This is a genomic window from uncultured Arthrobacter sp., assembly GCF_902805515.1.
GTDB lineage: Bacteria > Actinomycetota > Actinomycetes > Actinomycetales > Micrococcaceae > Arthrobacter_D.
On the sequence record NZ_CADCTE010000099.1, the window covers coordinates 26,968 to 40,894 of the forward strand.

General features: G+C 68.0%; 16 protein-coding genes. 15 read left to right on the forward strand and 1 reads right to left on the reverse strand.

Going from position 1 to position 13,927, the window contains the following annotated elements; translation table 11 throughout:
• Positions 1 to 66 precede the first annotated feature (66 nt).
• From QZX79_RS08770 to QZX79_RS08780, 3 genes are read left to right on the forward strand one after another with little or no spacing between them, the layout of a single operon-like run.
• Entirely contained in the window at positions 67 to 3,345 is a 3,279-nt protein-coding gene (locus tag QZX79_RS08770) for a phage tail tape measure protein (protein ID WP_294567621.1), read from the forward strand.
• A complete protein-coding gene (locus QZX79_RS08775; protein ID WP_294567622.1) occupies positions 3,342 to 5,087 on the forward strand; it encodes a hypothetical protein in 1,746 nt (581 codons plus the stop codon). Before QZX79_RS08770 ends, QZX79_RS08775 begins: the two co-directional genes overlap by 4 nt.
• An 11-nt stretch (positions 5,088 to 5,098) precedes the next feature.
• Positions 5,099 to 6,091 carry a hypothetical protein gene (locus QZX79_RS08780; RefSeq protein WP_294567624.1) on the forward strand — a complete coding sequence of 331 codons (993 nt, stop codon included), beginning with the start codon at positions 5,099 to 5,101 and terminating at the stop codon, positions 6,089 to 6,091.
• Here the strand turns inward: QZX79_RS08780 and QZX79_RS08785 are convergent.
• On the reverse strand, positions 6,088 to 6,276 hold the full coding sequence (locus QZX79_RS08785) for a hypothetical protein (RefSeq protein WP_294567626.1): 189 nt from the start codon (positions 6,274 to 6,276) through the stop codon (positions 6,088 to 6,090). The two genes, QZX79_RS08780 and QZX79_RS08785, sit on opposite strands and share 4 nt — an antisense overlap.
• Positions 6,277 to 6,372: 96 nt before the next feature.
• Here QZX79_RS08785 and QZX79_RS08790 point away from each other — a divergent pair, with 96 nt between their 5' ends.
• The 12 genes from QZX79_RS08790 to QZX79_RS08845 form a co-directional block, all read left to right on the forward strand.
• Complete coding sequence (locus QZX79_RS08790; protein ID WP_294567628.1) at positions 6,373 to 6,756, forward strand: hypothetical protein; 384 nt, start codon at positions 6,373 to 6,375, stop codon at positions 6,754 to 6,756.
• Between the two features lie 147 nt (positions 6,757 to 6,903).
• Positions 6,904 to 7,185, forward strand: coding sequence for a hypothetical protein (locus tag QZX79_RS08795; RefSeq protein ID WP_294567630.1), 282 nt, complete (start codon positions 6,904 to 6,906; stop codon positions 7,183 to 7,185).
• The gene (locus tag QZX79_RS08800) at positions 7,182 to 7,397 is read left to right on the forward strand and encodes a hypothetical protein (protein WP_294567632.1); all 216 of its coding nucleotides are present in this window, start codon (positions 7,182 to 7,184) and stop codon (positions 7,395 to 7,397) included. The genes QZX79_RS08795 and QZX79_RS08800 overlap by 4 nt, the downstream gene beginning before the upstream one ends.
• A complete protein-coding gene (locus tag QZX79_RS08805) occupies positions 7,394 to 7,699 on the forward strand; it encodes a hypothetical protein (protein ID WP_294567634.1) in 306 nt (101 codons plus the stop codon). Before QZX79_RS08800 ends, QZX79_RS08805 begins: the two co-directional genes overlap by 4 nt.
• A 48-nt stretch (positions 7,700 to 7,747) precedes the next feature.
• Positions 7,748 to 8,416, forward strand: coding sequence for an N-acetylmuramoyl-L-alanine amidase (locus tag QZX79_RS08810; RefSeq protein WP_294567636.1), 669 nt, complete (start codon positions 7,748 to 7,750; stop codon positions 8,414 to 8,416).
• A 115-nt stretch (positions 8,417 to 8,531) separates the two neighbouring features.
• Positions 8,532 to 9,197: a hypothetical protein gene (locus tag QZX79_RS08815; protein WP_294567638.1), complete on the forward strand. Its 666-nt coding sequence runs from the start codon at positions 8,532 to 8,534 to the stop codon at positions 9,195 to 9,197.
• Positions 9,198 to 9,199: 2 nt separating this feature from the next.
• Positions 9,200 to 9,334, forward strand: a complete 135-nt coding sequence (locus QZX79_RS08820) for a hypothetical protein (protein ID WP_294567639.1) — start codon at positions 9,200 to 9,202, stop codon at positions 9,332 to 9,334.
• Positions 9,331 to 9,696 (forward strand): hypothetical protein, encoded by a 366-nt coding sequence (locus QZX79_RS08825; RefSeq protein WP_294567641.1) that lies wholly within the window; start codon positions 9,331 to 9,333, stop codon positions 9,694 to 9,696. The genes QZX79_RS08820 and QZX79_RS08825 overlap by 4 nt, the downstream gene beginning before the upstream one ends.
• Positions 9,697 to 9,721: 25 nt before the next feature.
• Positions 9,722 to 10,270, forward strand: a complete 549-nt coding sequence (locus QZX79_RS08830; RefSeq protein ID WP_294567642.1) for a hypothetical protein — start codon at positions 9,722 to 9,724, stop codon at positions 10,268 to 10,270.
• Complete coding sequence (locus QZX79_RS08835) at positions 10,270 to 11,406, forward strand: hypothetical protein (RefSeq protein WP_294567643.1); 1,137 nt, start codon at positions 10,270 to 10,272, stop codon at positions 11,404 to 11,406. Before QZX79_RS08830 ends, QZX79_RS08835 begins: the two co-directional genes overlap by 1 nt.
• 2 nt (positions 11,407 to 11,408) lie before the next feature.
• Positions 11,409 to 12,212, forward strand: coding sequence for a hypothetical protein (locus tag QZX79_RS08840; RefSeq protein WP_294567645.1), 804 nt, complete (start codon positions 11,409 to 11,411; stop codon positions 12,210 to 12,212).
• Between the two features lie 60 nt (positions 12,213 to 12,272).
• The coding region (locus QZX79_RS08845) for a hypothetical protein (RefSeq protein WP_294567647.1) at positions 12,273 to 13,927 on the forward strand (1,655 nt) is incomplete at its 3' end.

Genomic DNA, 13,927 nt, shown 5'->3' on the forward strand with positions numbered 1-13,927 from the left:
CCACGCTAATCGGCTCTCGAGCTCGCTGCATCGGTAATCCCACCTATCTCTGCCGGGAGGTTGTCAATGGCTGACCGGACAGTTGTCTACCGCCTCCAAGCCGACGTGCAGCAGTTCAAGGCGCAGATGGCCGCCGCGGGCGCGTCGGTTAAGAAGTCGGCCGGTGACATGACCGCCGCCACCAAGGACGGCGAGAAGTTCCGTGCGGGCCTCGACTCCCTTGGTGGTGCCGCGGGCAAGGTCGGCCTCGTCGCCGCTGCCGGTCTGGGCGCTGCGGTGAAGTCGGCCGCCGACTTCGACAAGGCCATGAGCGCCGTCGAGGCAGCGACTCACGAGTCGGCGCAGGGCATGGAGCAACTGCGCGCCGCGGCACTCAAAGCTGGCGCGGAGACCGCGTTCTCGGCGAACGAGGCAGCAGCCGGGATCGAGAACCTGGCGAAGGCGGGCGTCACCACCACCGAGATCCTCGATGGCGGACTGACCGGCGCCCTATCCCTCGCTGCTGCTGGCGAGATGGAGGTGGCCGACGCTGCAGAGGCCGCCGCGGGCGCGATGGCGCAGTTCGGGCTCGAGGGTGAGCAGGTTCCCCACATCGCCGACCTCCTTGCCGCCGCTGCTGGCAAGGCGCAGGGCGAAGTGTCCGACATGGTCTACGCCCTCAAGATGGGCGGCACCGTCGCGGCACAGACGGGCCTCACGCTCGAGGAGACGACCGGCACCCTGGCCGCGCTGGCTGAGCAGTCGCTGCTCGGCTCCGACGCAGGAACGTCGTTCAAGACGATGCTCGCCTCGCTGACGCCGAACAGCAAGAAGGCGCGCGACGCGATGGAGCTCTACAACATCCAGGCGTTCGACGCGCAGGGCAACTTCGTGGGCATGACCGAACTCGCAGGCCAGTTGGAGTCGGGCCTCGGGGACCTCACGAACGAGCAGCGCATGATGGCCCTCGAGACCATCTTCGGCTCCGATGCCGTCCGTGCCGCCTCGATCATCTACGACAACGGCGCCGAGGGCATCGCGAAGTGGACGGAGAACGTCAACGACGCCGGCTACGCAGCCGAGACCGCGGCCATCAAGCAGGACAACCTCGCAGGCGACATCGAGAAGCTGGGAGGCGCCCTCTCGACCGCCTTCATCGGCACGGGTGAGGGCGCACAGGGCCCCCTCCGGTCCCTGGTGCAGTCCCTCGAGAAGGCGGTCAACGCCTACAACGAACTCGGCGAGGGCGCGAAGTCGGGCGTAGGCATCGCCCTCGGCGCGACCGCGCTTCTCGGTGGCGGGCTGTTCGTGTTTTCCAAGGTCGTCCAGGCCGTATCTAACACCCGTGACGCCCTGTCGAACCTCGGCGTCACCGCCGACTCTGCCAAGGGCAAGATGAGCGGGTTCGCATCCTTCGTGGGCGGGCCTTGGGGTCTGGCAATGATCGGCGCCACCGTCATCCTCGGCGACTACATGGCGCAGCAGTCCAAGACGGCGGGGTACGTCGACACGCTGACAGCAGCCCTTGATGACCAGAGCGGCGCCATGACGCGGCAGGCGATCGCCACCAATCTCAACGACGAGGGGTGGCTCGAGTACGCCGAGAGCATCGGCGTCAGCTCCGACGTCGTGATCGACGCGGCCCTCGGTAGCGCGGAGGCGATGGAAGTCCTCAAGGCGGCCACGGCTGGCGAGGGCGGCTTCTGGTCAGCCGACTTCACGGGCGACGCCGACCAGTTCATCGCGAACGTCCAGGCGCAGACAGAGGCGCAGAAGCAGGCACAGAAGGAAGCCAAGCTGCTCGCCGAGGCCAATGGCAAGACGGGCGACTCTGCTGCCGCAGCGGCGCCCGGAGTCGCTGATCTCGGGTCCGCATTGCTCTCCGCAGAGGAGAAGGCGGCAGAGTTCAAGCACACCATCGAGGGACTCAACGCGGTCCTGAGTGGGCGTGCCGGCCTGCGCGATTACGAGGCTGCACTCGATGACTTCACTGCTGGCCTCAAGGAGAACGGTCGCACCTTCGACATCAACACCGCCAAGGGCCGCAACAACCAGGCGGCGCTTGATGGGATCGCTGGCGCGGCGCTCAAGGTAGCCCAGAGCCTAGAGGGTGCTGCACGCAAGAAGTTCCTCACCAACGCCATCGCAGACATCCGCACGATGGGTGCGAAGATGGGCCTGCCGAAGGCCGAGATCGCCCGCTTGATCGAGCTCCTGCGGACGGCGAACGAGTCGGATGTCAACCCGAACATCAACGTGAATACGGGCCCGGCCAACGCCAGCATCGCGGCACTTGAGGCCCACCTTCGGAACATCGCCGACGAGGACGTGTTCGTGAACGTCCGCCACCGGCAGGTGGGCGACACTGGCATCGGCCCGCAGAACAGCCTCGCCACAGGTGGCCCCGTCTACGGCCCCGGCACCGCCACCTCCGACTCGATCCCGGCCTACCTGTCTAACGGTGAGTACGTCATCAAGGCCGCCGCGGTCGACAAGTACGGCACGCACATGTTCGACCGCCTCAACGCCATGCACTTCGCCGATGGTGGGCCCGTCAACAAGGACAAGGACTGGTCCCGCAATGGGATGCAGGCTGTCGTCATCGGACAGGGCAGCGAGGTCCGCGACCTCATCAGCCAGTTTGGCGGACTCAAGAGGGCCATCGAGAAGCACGGCAAGCTCCTCGACCGGGAGACCAAGGAGCTCGAGGCGGACCGCGCCGAGGTTGAGCGCATCGGCGGGCTGATGGAGAATCTCGCCTCGGCCACCACTGCCAGCTTCCGCACGGGCTTGTTCGACAGCCAGACGGAGGAGATCGCCGGCGACTCGAACATCTGGGGTGCCGGCGCTCAGGGCCCGCGCACCGTCACGACCGGCGGGTGGATGCAGAACCTGTCCACCGACATCGCGGGCCTGCAGGAGCGCGCCACCCTTCAATCAGCACTCGCCGCCGCGGGCCTCACCGGCCCGGCGCTCGAGGCAGCCCTGACGGAAGGCAGCAACGCCGACCTGTCGTCCCTGCTGGCCTCGGGCGGGGTCAGCACGTTCCAGTCGCAGTACAACCAGCGGCAGGCACTCATTGGGACCGTCGGCGCCGCTGGTGCCGAGTCGGTCTACGGCGGCCAGATGAAGGATGCGGGCGCTGTGTTCGCCGAGCAGAAGGCCGAGCTCGTCGAGATCAAGGCCGAGCTTCGGATGCTCAACAAAGAGCAGCGCCAGCGCGAGGCTGCCAAGGAGCGCCGCGAGGCCGCCCGGGCGAGGCGTGAGGAGCGCAACGCCGACCGCACGGGCGAAGCGACCGCTGCTGCCCTTGATGGCGCCTCGACTAAGGCCCACCGCGACAAGAACAAGGGGCCCCGCAAGTGAGTCACACCTTGACACTCGGCACTCTTCCCCTCACTCACACCACCGCCGACCCGACCTATGGCTACGTCTTCAACGTGCTCGCGGAGGGTGCGACGTACGGCGCTGCGACGTCGGTGCGAGAGATCGTCGTTTCTCTCCTTGCAGACGGCGATCTGACCCGCACGACCCGCTACGGGAACCGCGAGGTGACCTTCGCGGTGGAGATCACGGGCCCGTCCCTGGCCGCGGTCGCGCGCGGCGAGGCTGCCCTTCGTGGCGAGATCGGCAAGTCGAACACGCTGACGTGGCAGCCGGCGGGTGCCGTGGCAACCGTGTTCGATGTCATCGACTCGGAGATGCGGCAGACGTTTGACGACCTCGCCGAGCTGCGTCGTCGGCGCACGTTCGTCGTGACCCTCACCTGCGCCCCCCACGCGCGGTCGGTCAACCCGGTCGTCATCCCCGCCCTCCCGTCGGGGTCGACCACGGCTCTCGTCGACAACTGCAACACCGAGGGTCCGGCGTGGACGGCGACACGCAACGGCGCATCGGCTGCGGCTACCACCTTCTGGGAGGCCGGCGCGATCGGCGTCGCGGAGCTGGACAACGCCACCGGCACGGCCCCCGAGACGTGGACGCTGACCCGCACGGGGTCGGTCAACTTCTCAACGACGCGCTACCTCGTCGCGGAGCTGCGGGTGATGGGGTCGACGTCCACCACTGTCATTGCGATCATCGACAGCGGCCTCCCGACGCAGCGCATCCTGCAGCACCTTGAGACGCGGAAGCTCACCGACGGGTCTTCGCACTATCAGGTCACGTGGGACACCACGGGGGTTACGGCGAGCTCGATCACGTTCTGGCACCGGACGAACGACCCGTCGCAGACGTATCAGGGTCTGATCATCCGCAACCTGAACCGCACCGCCCTCGTTCCTGGTGTCACGGCGAGGCAGCAGGCGCGCGTCATCACGCCAGGCGGCACGGAGCGCACCCCCGCGAGCATCCACGTCGAGGCTGCGGATGGGTCTACGGCGCTTGGCACGGCCATCGTTCACACCTCCCCCGAGTCGGGTGCGGGCTACTCACCCCCGCAGCGTCGGTGGCGCACGTTCGGCAACACCGTGACCGCTGACCCCAACACGTTCTCGGGCGCTTTCGAGCACATTCACCCCAACCACGTCGTCTCGGCAGTGCCGTCTGAGTCCCTGCCGCCTGGCGCGTACCTGCTCGCGGCGAGGCTGTACCCGTCGGCGGCGGCGACGGCGCGGATTGAGGTGCTGACGTCGACCATCCCGACGGGCGCGTCGAAGATCAACGAGGTTGGGTTCCGCACGCCCGTGAAGTTCCCCGTTAGCAACTCGTGGTACTTCGTCGGTCTGGGCGTCCTGACACTCCCGTCAGCTCGGATGACGACGGGCAAGGTCGAGATCGACATCCTCAACCTCGACGCAGCGACCGTGGGGGTGCAGATCGACGAGTGGTGGCTCTTCCGCGTAGACGACAACTGCGCGTTGACGGTCGTCAACACCGCACGCCCGCACATCTGGCTTGACTCGCCCGACGTGAACACCCCCGTTCCCACCGTCTGGGAAGGCTCGAGCGCCTCGGCTCGCACGCATCCCGGGGCGGGCGTGCTGGCGATGGGCAACCACACCCTCGACCCCAACGGGACGGCTGTGTTCACCGCGACCTCTGGCGGCAACCATCCCAAGACGGACGCCACTTTGTACCGACGCTGGCACTCAAACGCGGCAGAGTAGGGGCGCCCGCCGTGTCTAGCATCTGGCTCCGCATCGGCAGCTATCCGGCCACGGAGATCGCCGCCCACACGCCCCCGACGTGGGAGACGTGGGCGGACGGCGGCTCAGGGTCGTGTTCGTGGGCGTTCTCGCTGACGATGCGCTCACAGCACCAGGCGCTGCAGACGGGCGCGGTGGTCGAGGTCATGTGCGGCCCGATGCCGGTGTGGTCGGGGATCCTGTCCGAGCCCGACCGCACGACGTGGGAATGTACGGCCTACGGACTCGCGTCCGCGGCGCGGCAGTATCTCGCCCTCGACGGCGTCGGCAACAACACCCGCGACATGGGAACCGCCATCACCACAGCGCAGGCCGCCGGGTGGCAGGGGCTCAACTCGGTCAGCGTCTCGGGCCCCGTGGCTGGCGACGCGACCGGCAACCCCATCTCGGCCGGGCAGCTCCTCGACGAGTACGCCGAGCAGACCGGCCAGCGGTGGGGGGTCGACGGTCAGCGTCAGCTCTACATGACCCCTGGTCCGAGCGGGCCGATGTGGCTGGCATCCCCCGACGCCTCCGCGTTCGGCTCTACGGACGAGGACCGGGCGGGCACGCTCAAGGGTCGCTACCTCGACTCGGGGACGAACCTCTACGCCACGGCCACCTCGGGCAGCGGCGCTCCGCAGGTCGCGGTCGATCTGTCGGAGCGGGGCAAGATGACCCTGACCGCCGCACAGTCGATCCTCGCCGGGATGCTGACCCGCGACCACGCACAGCGGGCGTGGACGAACGGTGTGACCCTCACCCGCGACCAGATCCAGACCCTCGGCGGCTCGCCGGCCGCCCTGATTGACGTCCGCGCCGGTCAGATGATGCGGTCGTTCGGCCTCGCCTACACGGGAGGCTCTGCGCTGCACCTCGACACGGTGATCGGCAAGACCCGCTACACCGCTGGGGACGACACGATCTACGTGGAGCCGGTCAACACGGCGCCCCGGTCATTCGTGGACGTCATCGCCGCGAGCTAGTCCTCGCCCACCCATCCGGCCAGCAGCTCGCGCACCACGTCGCTGATGTTCTTGTCCTCGGCGTCCGCCTTCGCCTTTGCCTCGTTCCACAACTTCTCCGGCACGCGCAGGGAGCGCATGACCATCTTCGGCTTGCCCACGGGCGGAACGGTAGTCGGCGTATTGACGCTCTCCATGATCTTCATGGACCCATCATTACGAATGTATTGACAGATGTAAAGACGTTCGTACATACTCGACACATGAGCACACGGGGAATCGCCGCCACTTACGTACCGCAGATGCGTACTTCTACCGACGCGCGGACGGCGAACCCGGCGCACCGTGGCAACATGACCCGCCGTCTCGCCCGCGCCCTCGGCCACAACCTCCTCATCGTGGTCGGCCTCGCCTCGGTCCTGCTCTACGGCACCGCTACCGAGACCAACATCGAGCCCTCCAAGCCGGTCGCGCAGGGCTCGCCCGTCGCGCTCATGCAGGCCAACGACTGCTGGGAAGGCTCGCCCCCCGCCGACATGGTTGGCGAGATCCCCGGCCGTGTCGTCATCCGCTTCGAGGGTCAGGATGTCCGGGTCGCGGGTTCGCAGGCGGTCGGCATCGCGCTCGACCACATCTTCGTGAAGCCCAACCCGCGGGTCGCTCAGGTCCACGGGTTCTGCCGCTGACCGACTGAACAAGGAAGCGGGGCCAGTCGCATCGACTGGCCCCTAGCCGCGCGTCTCGGGGGCAACCGTGACGCGCGGATCGGAGCAACGTAACCGCCCCCACCCACTCCCGCATAGAGATGGGCCAATCGAACGGGGTCTCTCGGGATGATCGAAGCGATACCACCTGCCCTGCTCAACGGCATCGGCGTCGTCGGCATCGTTGTCGCCCTGTTCTGGATGCTCGCCCGCGGAACCCTCATCACACGCCGCGAGGCTGAGGCGTCGCGGGTCGCACACGAGCGCGAGCTCGCCGACGTGCGCGCCGACCGTGACGTCTGGCGCGACAACTTCTTGGATCAGAAGGGCCTCATGTCCCAGATCCTCACCGGCCAGGAGACGACCAACCGACTGCTGCGGGCGATCCCTCATGTGGAGGAGCCGGAGTGATGTGGAACCCGTTTAGAAAGAAGCGGCGACCCGAAGCGTGCGAGCCAGAGCCAGCGATCCCGACACCCGAGGCGGTGCGGGAGGCGATGGAGCTGCACCTGCACATGCGCCCGCGAGTCGAGCGCGCCACACAGGAACGCGACCGACTGATGGCCGAGAACCACTTCGCCGCCCGCATCAGGGCGGTCTATCAAGGAGAGCGCGCGTCGTGAGCTGGGACCTGGACTACTTCGGCTGGCTGGTGATCCTGACCCTGCCGGCCGCCACCCTCTACCCGGTGATCTACGTCTGCCGCGCTCGCTGGTGGAAGTCGTGGATCGGCATGGCGCTGCTGTTCAAGGCGACCGGCCTGGCGACCCTGCTGTGGTTCACCGCGGCGCTGCTTGTCCTCGGGCCCGACTACCCCGGCCGGTACGCGATACGCAACACGGGCATCACGTTCATCCTCGTGGGCGTCTGGTGCGCGTTCATCGCCATGTTGCGCGAGTTCCACACCCGCCCGCGTCGCCGCTGACCCTTCATTCGCGTCAGATCCAGCAAACAACTTCATCGGAGGTCCGCGATGCCCACGTATCTCGAGGAGAACCCGCCGCGCATCCGCCAGTTCCGCCAGCCGCGCCGAGAGAAGCCGTCCGGTGTGATCGTCATCCACACTGCCGAGTCGGCGCTCGACATCATCGGCGACGACACGGGCGCTGAGGGTGTGGCCGCATTCATTGCCAACCGAAGCACCTATGGGTCGTACCACACGATCGTCGACTCGAACTCGCGCGTGCGACTGGTCCCGTTTGACGCTGAGGCGTACGGCGACGGCACCGGCTCGAACTACCACGCCATCCACATCTCGTTCGCATGCAAGGCTGCGGGCTGGCCTGGCATGAGCGCCGAGCGGCGGTCGGCGATGGTGCGTCAGGGCGCTGAGGCTGCGGCCGAGGCGGCGACCTGGCTGCGCGACACCCATGGCATCACGGTTCCGCACGGTCGAATCACGCGCGCACAGTCTGAGGTCCGCGTCCCTGGCTTCATCAGCCACGGCGAGCGCGACCCGGGCCGCCGCTCCGACCCCGGCGCTGCGTTTCCGTGGAACGAGTTTCTCACCGAGTATCAGCGGCTGATGGTCCGACCGCTTCTTCGCACTCGCCTGACCGCCCGCGTCCACGAGCTGGTCGAGCAGAAGAAGAGGATCGCCGCGACCCTCAAGCGGCTGCGGGCACGACGGGACGCGCTGTGAATGCGCGACGGTTCGCCGAGGATGACGAAGCCCGCTGTTACCACGATGAGTGCTGGCTAGTTCTCGGGCATGAGGGGCTTCACGCCTACCATCCATCACTCTCAGGGGACCGCCCGTGAGGTCAACCCTCATCATCCTGCACGCCCCCGGCTACGCACCCCGCTTCGACCTCGACACCATCGAGACCGCTGAGGGCACGGGCGCGGACAGCATCGGGTGGTCCGAGGCGTACCGCATGGCCGACGAACTCGCCCGCCGCCCCGACTACCTCATCCGCATGGGCAACACCCGCACCCACACCCGCGTCGTCCCGTCACCCCGCGGCGATGCTGGCGACAACCCCATCAGCTTCCGCAAGGGCAGGCAGACCCGCCTCGTGCGAGCCGTCCGCGCCACAGGTCCAGGCGAGCCACGCAAGTACGCCCCCGAGCGGTGGGTGTACGCCGTCACCTATCGCTGGTCGGGCGAGTGGGTCACCCACGTCCACGCGCACCCGTCGCCGCTGTTCGTCGGCAGGGGTCCGTGGCTGCGGGTCATGCACGCCACCCTCCGCGAGGTACGCCAGGCCAAGCGCCGCGGTGAGCATGTCGTCCTGACCGGCGACCTGCAGACCCGCAAGCGGTTCCTCAAGGTCATGCTCCGTGCCGCTGGGCTGCGGATCTGGAACGAGCACGTCGACTACCTGTGCCACACCCGCGGGCTCAAGTTCGCCGGCCGCGAGGTGCTCAAGGTCGAGGGCATCGACCACCCCTGGCTGTTGGCCCACCTCGAGCGGGTCTAGCCATGCACGTCACGCCCCGAGACGCCATGTTCGCGGGCTTGGGCGCGCTGGCCTTCCCCGTCATCTACCTCGCCACCCTGCGGCGTCTCGGCCGCAACATCCTCGATGACCACTACCGCAAGGAGATGCACGCATGAACAAGGTTGCCCCGTACGCCAAGGCTCTCATCGGAGCCCTCGTCGCTGGCCTGTCCTCGCTCTACCAGGCGCTCGACCACGACCAGCTCGTGACCGCGCAGGAGTGGGTGGCCGTCGTCATGTCGACCCTCGTCGGTCTCGCCGCCGTGTTCGCGCTGCCCAACAAGGACCCGCAGGGCGAGCACCAGCGCGAGTCGGTCCAGCCGCCCGCCACGAAGGCTGACCTGTCCGACCGCGGCATCCTCGGCAAGGCCGTCATGCCCGACCACCGCAAGAACGACCAGGGCGAGTCGCTGGTCGGCCTCGCACTCGTCTGCCTCGTCGTCGTGGTCGTCGTCATCATCCTCGCTCGCGCTCTCTGATCCGCCTAACCCTCAGGAGACAGACATGGCAGCCATCACCGCCGGGGAGATCCTCCTCAAGTACAGCGTCAAGAGTGGCGCGGCAGGCAACAGCACCGCTGGCACCGCCACGGGGTCGCTCGGCAAGTACATCTCCACCACGGCGTGGGCGGGTGGCGCGCTCAACGACCTGTTCGACGACGTGTCCGGTGCCGAGAACGCCGCCAGCACCGTGGACTATCGCTGCATCTTCGTCCACAACTCCAACACGGCGAACACGCTCGAGAACACGGTGGTCTACCTGTCCGCGGAGACGGCAGGCGGTGCGTCCATCGCCATCGCCACCGACAACATCGCGGCCTCGGCCATCGGGTCGGCCTCCGCGCAGGCAGCGGAGATCGCGACCGAGACCACGGCACCGACCGGCGTCTCGGCGTTCTCCTCGCCCACCACGGTCGGCGCGGGCCTCTCGCTGGGCAACATCCCGTCGGGCCAGACGCGCGCGTTCTGGATTCGCCGCACGGCTGCGAACACTGCGGCACTGTCCAACGATGGCGCGACCATCGCTGTTACCGGAGACACCGGGAGCTTGTGATGGCTGACATGGGCTCGGTCCTCTCGGCGGTCGACGAGTACGGCGACCAGCGGTTCGCCGAGGGTGCAGCGTCGCGCCAGGCTGAGGTCGACGCGCTTGAGGCGCGGGTGGCTGAGTATGACGCGCACATGGCCGAGGCTCACCCGGTCACCCCGCCTCCCGACCCGGAGCCGGACCCCGAGCCCACCCCTGACCCCGAGCCGGAGCCGCCGACATCTGGGCGACCGTTCATCCCCTACACGGCCGACTCGTACCACAAGAGCACCGTCGAGGGCCTCGGGATCGACACCGCCAAGACGTCGGCCTTCCGCAGCTTCATGGGCACCCACCCCGACCAGCGCGCCTACGCCTACCCGATCATCAAGGGTGTCGACGGCAACCTCTGGGGCAGCGCGTACGCCGAGGGCAAGGCGAGTGACCCGGTCTGGAAGGTCCGCAACATCAACGGCGCCAAGAACGCTCAGAACGCGGTACTGCAGACGAAGGGCTTCCACGCGCCTCAGTGGTTCGGGGACAGCCTGACCGGGACGTCCGACTCCCCGGGCGGCGTCATGGACATGGCGTCCGGGTTCACGGTCTTCATCACGAAGGCGTCGCGGGTGCCGGGCACGTTCCTGGTCGACGTGGAGTCGGCCGGCATCACCTGGCATAGCTCCAACGGGCTCGACTACCGCAACCCAAAGTCCAACGACAAGCGGAACTTCACCAGCCGTGGTCGGATCTCCGACGCCATGTGGATTCGGCGCGACCTCATGGAACACGCCATCGCCAACAACACCGACCTCGGCCACGTCCTGCACTTCTTCATCTGCGAGTCCCTGACGACCTCGGGCTACACGCACCCCATGACCGGGACCGAGTCCGCCAAGAACGGGTGGGGCACCGAGGGTGAGCGGCTGGCGATCCGCGCGGACCTCGACCTGACCACCCGCGGCCTGTCCCCCGCCGGCCTCGTCATCGCACGCACCCTCCAGCGGCGCGGCATGTACGTGGGCGACAACGCGGGCGGGGAGTCCACGCTCAAGGCTGAGCAGGAGTCGGCCGGTCGCCCGGTGTGGGGCAACCTCCTCAACGCCAACTCGCTGCGGGGCATCACCTGGGCGGACTTCATCGTGCTACAGAGAGGTGGACAGTAGGCATGGCGATCACCACCCGTGACGGCCTAATCAGTGCGATTGCTGCGGGCCGGACCGTCCAGTTCCAGAAGGGCTCGGTAGGCGCCGCCGTGGGTGCGTTCGCCGCCCACTACCGGACTGCAGGCAACCCGGCGCCCCCTGCAGTGTCGGCACCGACCACGACCGGCAATGCGCTCTCCCGCACCTCGCAGGGGGCAATGGCGATCCCAGCCCCGTCGAACACTTCCTACATCTCTTCGTTCGAGGGGGGTGCGGCAGCCGCGCAGACGCTCATGCTGTCGGACCGGCTCGTCGAGTTCGGGGGGCTGTCATCCATCGTGACAACCGCACAGGCGGTGTCCGCACTCGCACTCCCTGCTCGCGCGACCGGCGCCACTGATGTCGAGCTGTGGCTTGAGATCTACAACGCGGGTGGCGCGACCGCGTCGGCGACCGTCACGGCGTCATACACGAACCAGGCCGGCACCGCAGGCCGTACGGCGACGCTCGTCGGCGGGGTTCCGGCTTCGGGCTGGACCCTAGGCCGGACCTACCCATTCGCGCTTGCCACGGGTGACACCGGAGTCCAGTCGGTCCAGTCGCTCACCATCGGCACCAGCTCGGGCACCGCGGGCAACGTCGGTCTGGTGCTGCGGCGGACGCTGCTCACCGGCTTCGTCCCGGTGGCCGGAGGTGGGTTCCAACTCGGCTGGGCTGAGACCGACCTGCAGCAGTGTCCCGATGACGCCTGCCTCGAGCTGATCTCGCTGCTGACCGCAACCAGCACCGGCTCGATCCTCGGTAACTTCGGCATCGCGCAGGGGTGATCCGTGGCCGCGTCGGATAGCCGCCTACTCCTGCAGGGTGGGCGCAACCGTGGACCGTCCATGCTCGGGCTGTCCGAGGACATGTTCGACGCGCAGTTCTTCGCCCCGCCCGCGAAGACCGCCGTCACTGCGACGCGGTCCACCTCATGGAACGTCCTGGCATCATCCGGCGGCAGCACGTTCTCCGACGACTTCAACCGTGCAGACGGGCCGGTCGGTGCCAACTGGGAAGCCACCGGCACAGTCCTGGCCGTCTCGGGCGACCGACTCGTCGCATCGTCGGCGACAGCTGCCGCGATGCGGTACACGAGTCGGCCCTCGTCGACGAGCATGTTCTCCCAGATCACCTGGACCGGACTCTCGTCGACCAGCGTCTTCGCGGGACCGGCCGTGCTCATGCCGCCCGTCGCCTCCACGGTCGGCACCACGGGCGACTTCTACGCCTTCACCATCTCGGGCGTCACCCACAACACCGCATCCATCCGCATCAAGAGCGCAAACGTCACCGGGCAGATCGCACTTGGTGCCACCGTCACGGTGACGCCAGTCGTTGCCGGCGACGTGCTCCGACTTGAGTACGTCGCGGCCACTGCCGAGCTCGTCGGCAAGATCAACGACGTCGAGGTCCTCCGCAGGGCCACGAGCCTCTCGCCGCTGACGACCACGCACACCAACGACGGCGTCGGCTTCTGGGGCACCGCCTCGATGTTCGACGCGGGCAACACCTGGGACAACTGGTCGGGCGGCGACATCTCCGGCGCCACCACGACATCCGTCACGGCCACACGGAGCACCACTTGGAACGTTGCCGCAAGCGCCCTCGCGCAGGTCACCACGTCACGGGTCACCACTTGGCGTGTCCGCGCCGCTGTCGCGGTCACCAGGGCGACAGCGTGGGACGTGCTCACCGCTGCCACCTCGAGCCGTGCGACCACATGGGGCGTTGTCAGCTCGACCACGACAAGCCGCGCCACGACATGGCGGGTTCGCGCGGCTGTCACCACTACCCGCGCCACGACGTGGGACGTCCGCACGACGCCTGCCACGAGCAGGGCCACCACGTGGCGGGTGCGGACTGCTGCCGCAACGACCCGAGCCACGACATGGGATGTGCTGTCGCCTGCCGCCTCGACGAGGGACACCACCTGGGACGTTCTCGCCTCCGTCACCGCCACCCGCTCGACGACATGGCGGGCACGTGCGGCCGTCACCACGACGCGAGCGACGACGTGGAGTGTCGCCGGCCCCGCGGCGACCACTGTCACGACGACCCGAGCGACCACGTGGCGCACGAGGACGAGCGTCACGACATCTCGGGGGACGACCTGGGATGCCCGGACTGCCGTCTCCACAACGCGGGCCGCGAGCTGGGACACCCTGGCCCGCATCGAGCGGACCCTGGCGACGTCGTGGGACGCGCGGACAGCGACCACGACCAGCAGGGCCACCACATGGGCCACGCGATCGACGGTCGCCCAGTCGAGGGCAACGACATGGCGCACCCTCGGGCAGGCGACCAGCACCCGCGGCTCGGCGTGGCACGTCGGTTCACTCGTCCCTGTAGCCAACCCGCCGCGCATCCTCGCCACCGAGCTCCGCATCCCCACGGCGCTCGGCCACGTCCGCACACCACAAGCCACGGGGGCGGTCAGCATCCTCGGCGCTGACGGTCACCTCAGAACGCAGCAGACGAGCACCCGTCTGGTCACGCCCCA

What these genes read in the sequence shown, in the direction of transcription:
- QZX79_RS08770 (WP_294567621.1), top strand. Translation starts at nt 67, where the DNA reads ATGGCTGACCGGACAGTTGTCTACCGCCTCCAAGCCGACGTGCAGCAG.
- QZX79_RS08785 (WP_294567626.1), bottom strand. Translation starts at nt 6,276, where the DNA reads ATGAAGATCATGGAGAGCGTCAATACGCCGACTACCGTTCCGCCCGTG.
- QZX79_RS08790 (WP_294567628.1), top strand. Translation starts at nt 6,373, where the DNA reads ATGCGTACTTCTACCGACGCGCGGACGGCGAACCCGGCGCACCGTGGC.
- QZX79_RS08795 (WP_294567630.1), top strand. Translation starts at nt 6,904, where the DNA reads ATGATCGAAGCGATACCACCTGCCCTGCTCAACGGCATCGGCGTCGTC.
- QZX79_RS08810 (WP_294567636.1), top strand. Translation starts at nt 7,748, where the DNA reads ATGCCCACGTATCTCGAGGAGAACCCGCCGCGCATCCGCCAGTTCCGC.
- QZX79_RS08820 (WP_294567639.1), top strand. Translation starts at nt 9,200, where the DNA reads ATGCACGTCACGCCCCGAGACGCCATGTTCGCGGGCTTGGGCGCGCTG.
- QZX79_RS08825 (WP_294567641.1), top strand. Translation starts at nt 9,331, where the DNA reads ATGAACAAGGTTGCCCCGTACGCCAAGGCTCTCATCGGAGCCCTCGTC.
- QZX79_RS08830 (WP_294567642.1), top strand. Translation starts at nt 9,722, where the DNA reads ATGGCAGCCATCACCGCCGGGGAGATCCTCCTCAAGTACAGCGTCAAG.
- QZX79_RS08835 (WP_294567643.1), top strand. Translation starts at nt 10,270, where the DNA reads ATGGCTGACATGGGCTCGGTCCTCTCGGCGGTCGACGAGTACGGCGAC.
- QZX79_RS08840 (WP_294567645.1), top strand. Translation starts at nt 11,409, where the DNA reads ATGGCGATCACCACCCGTGACGGCCTAATCAGTGCGATTGCTGCGGGC.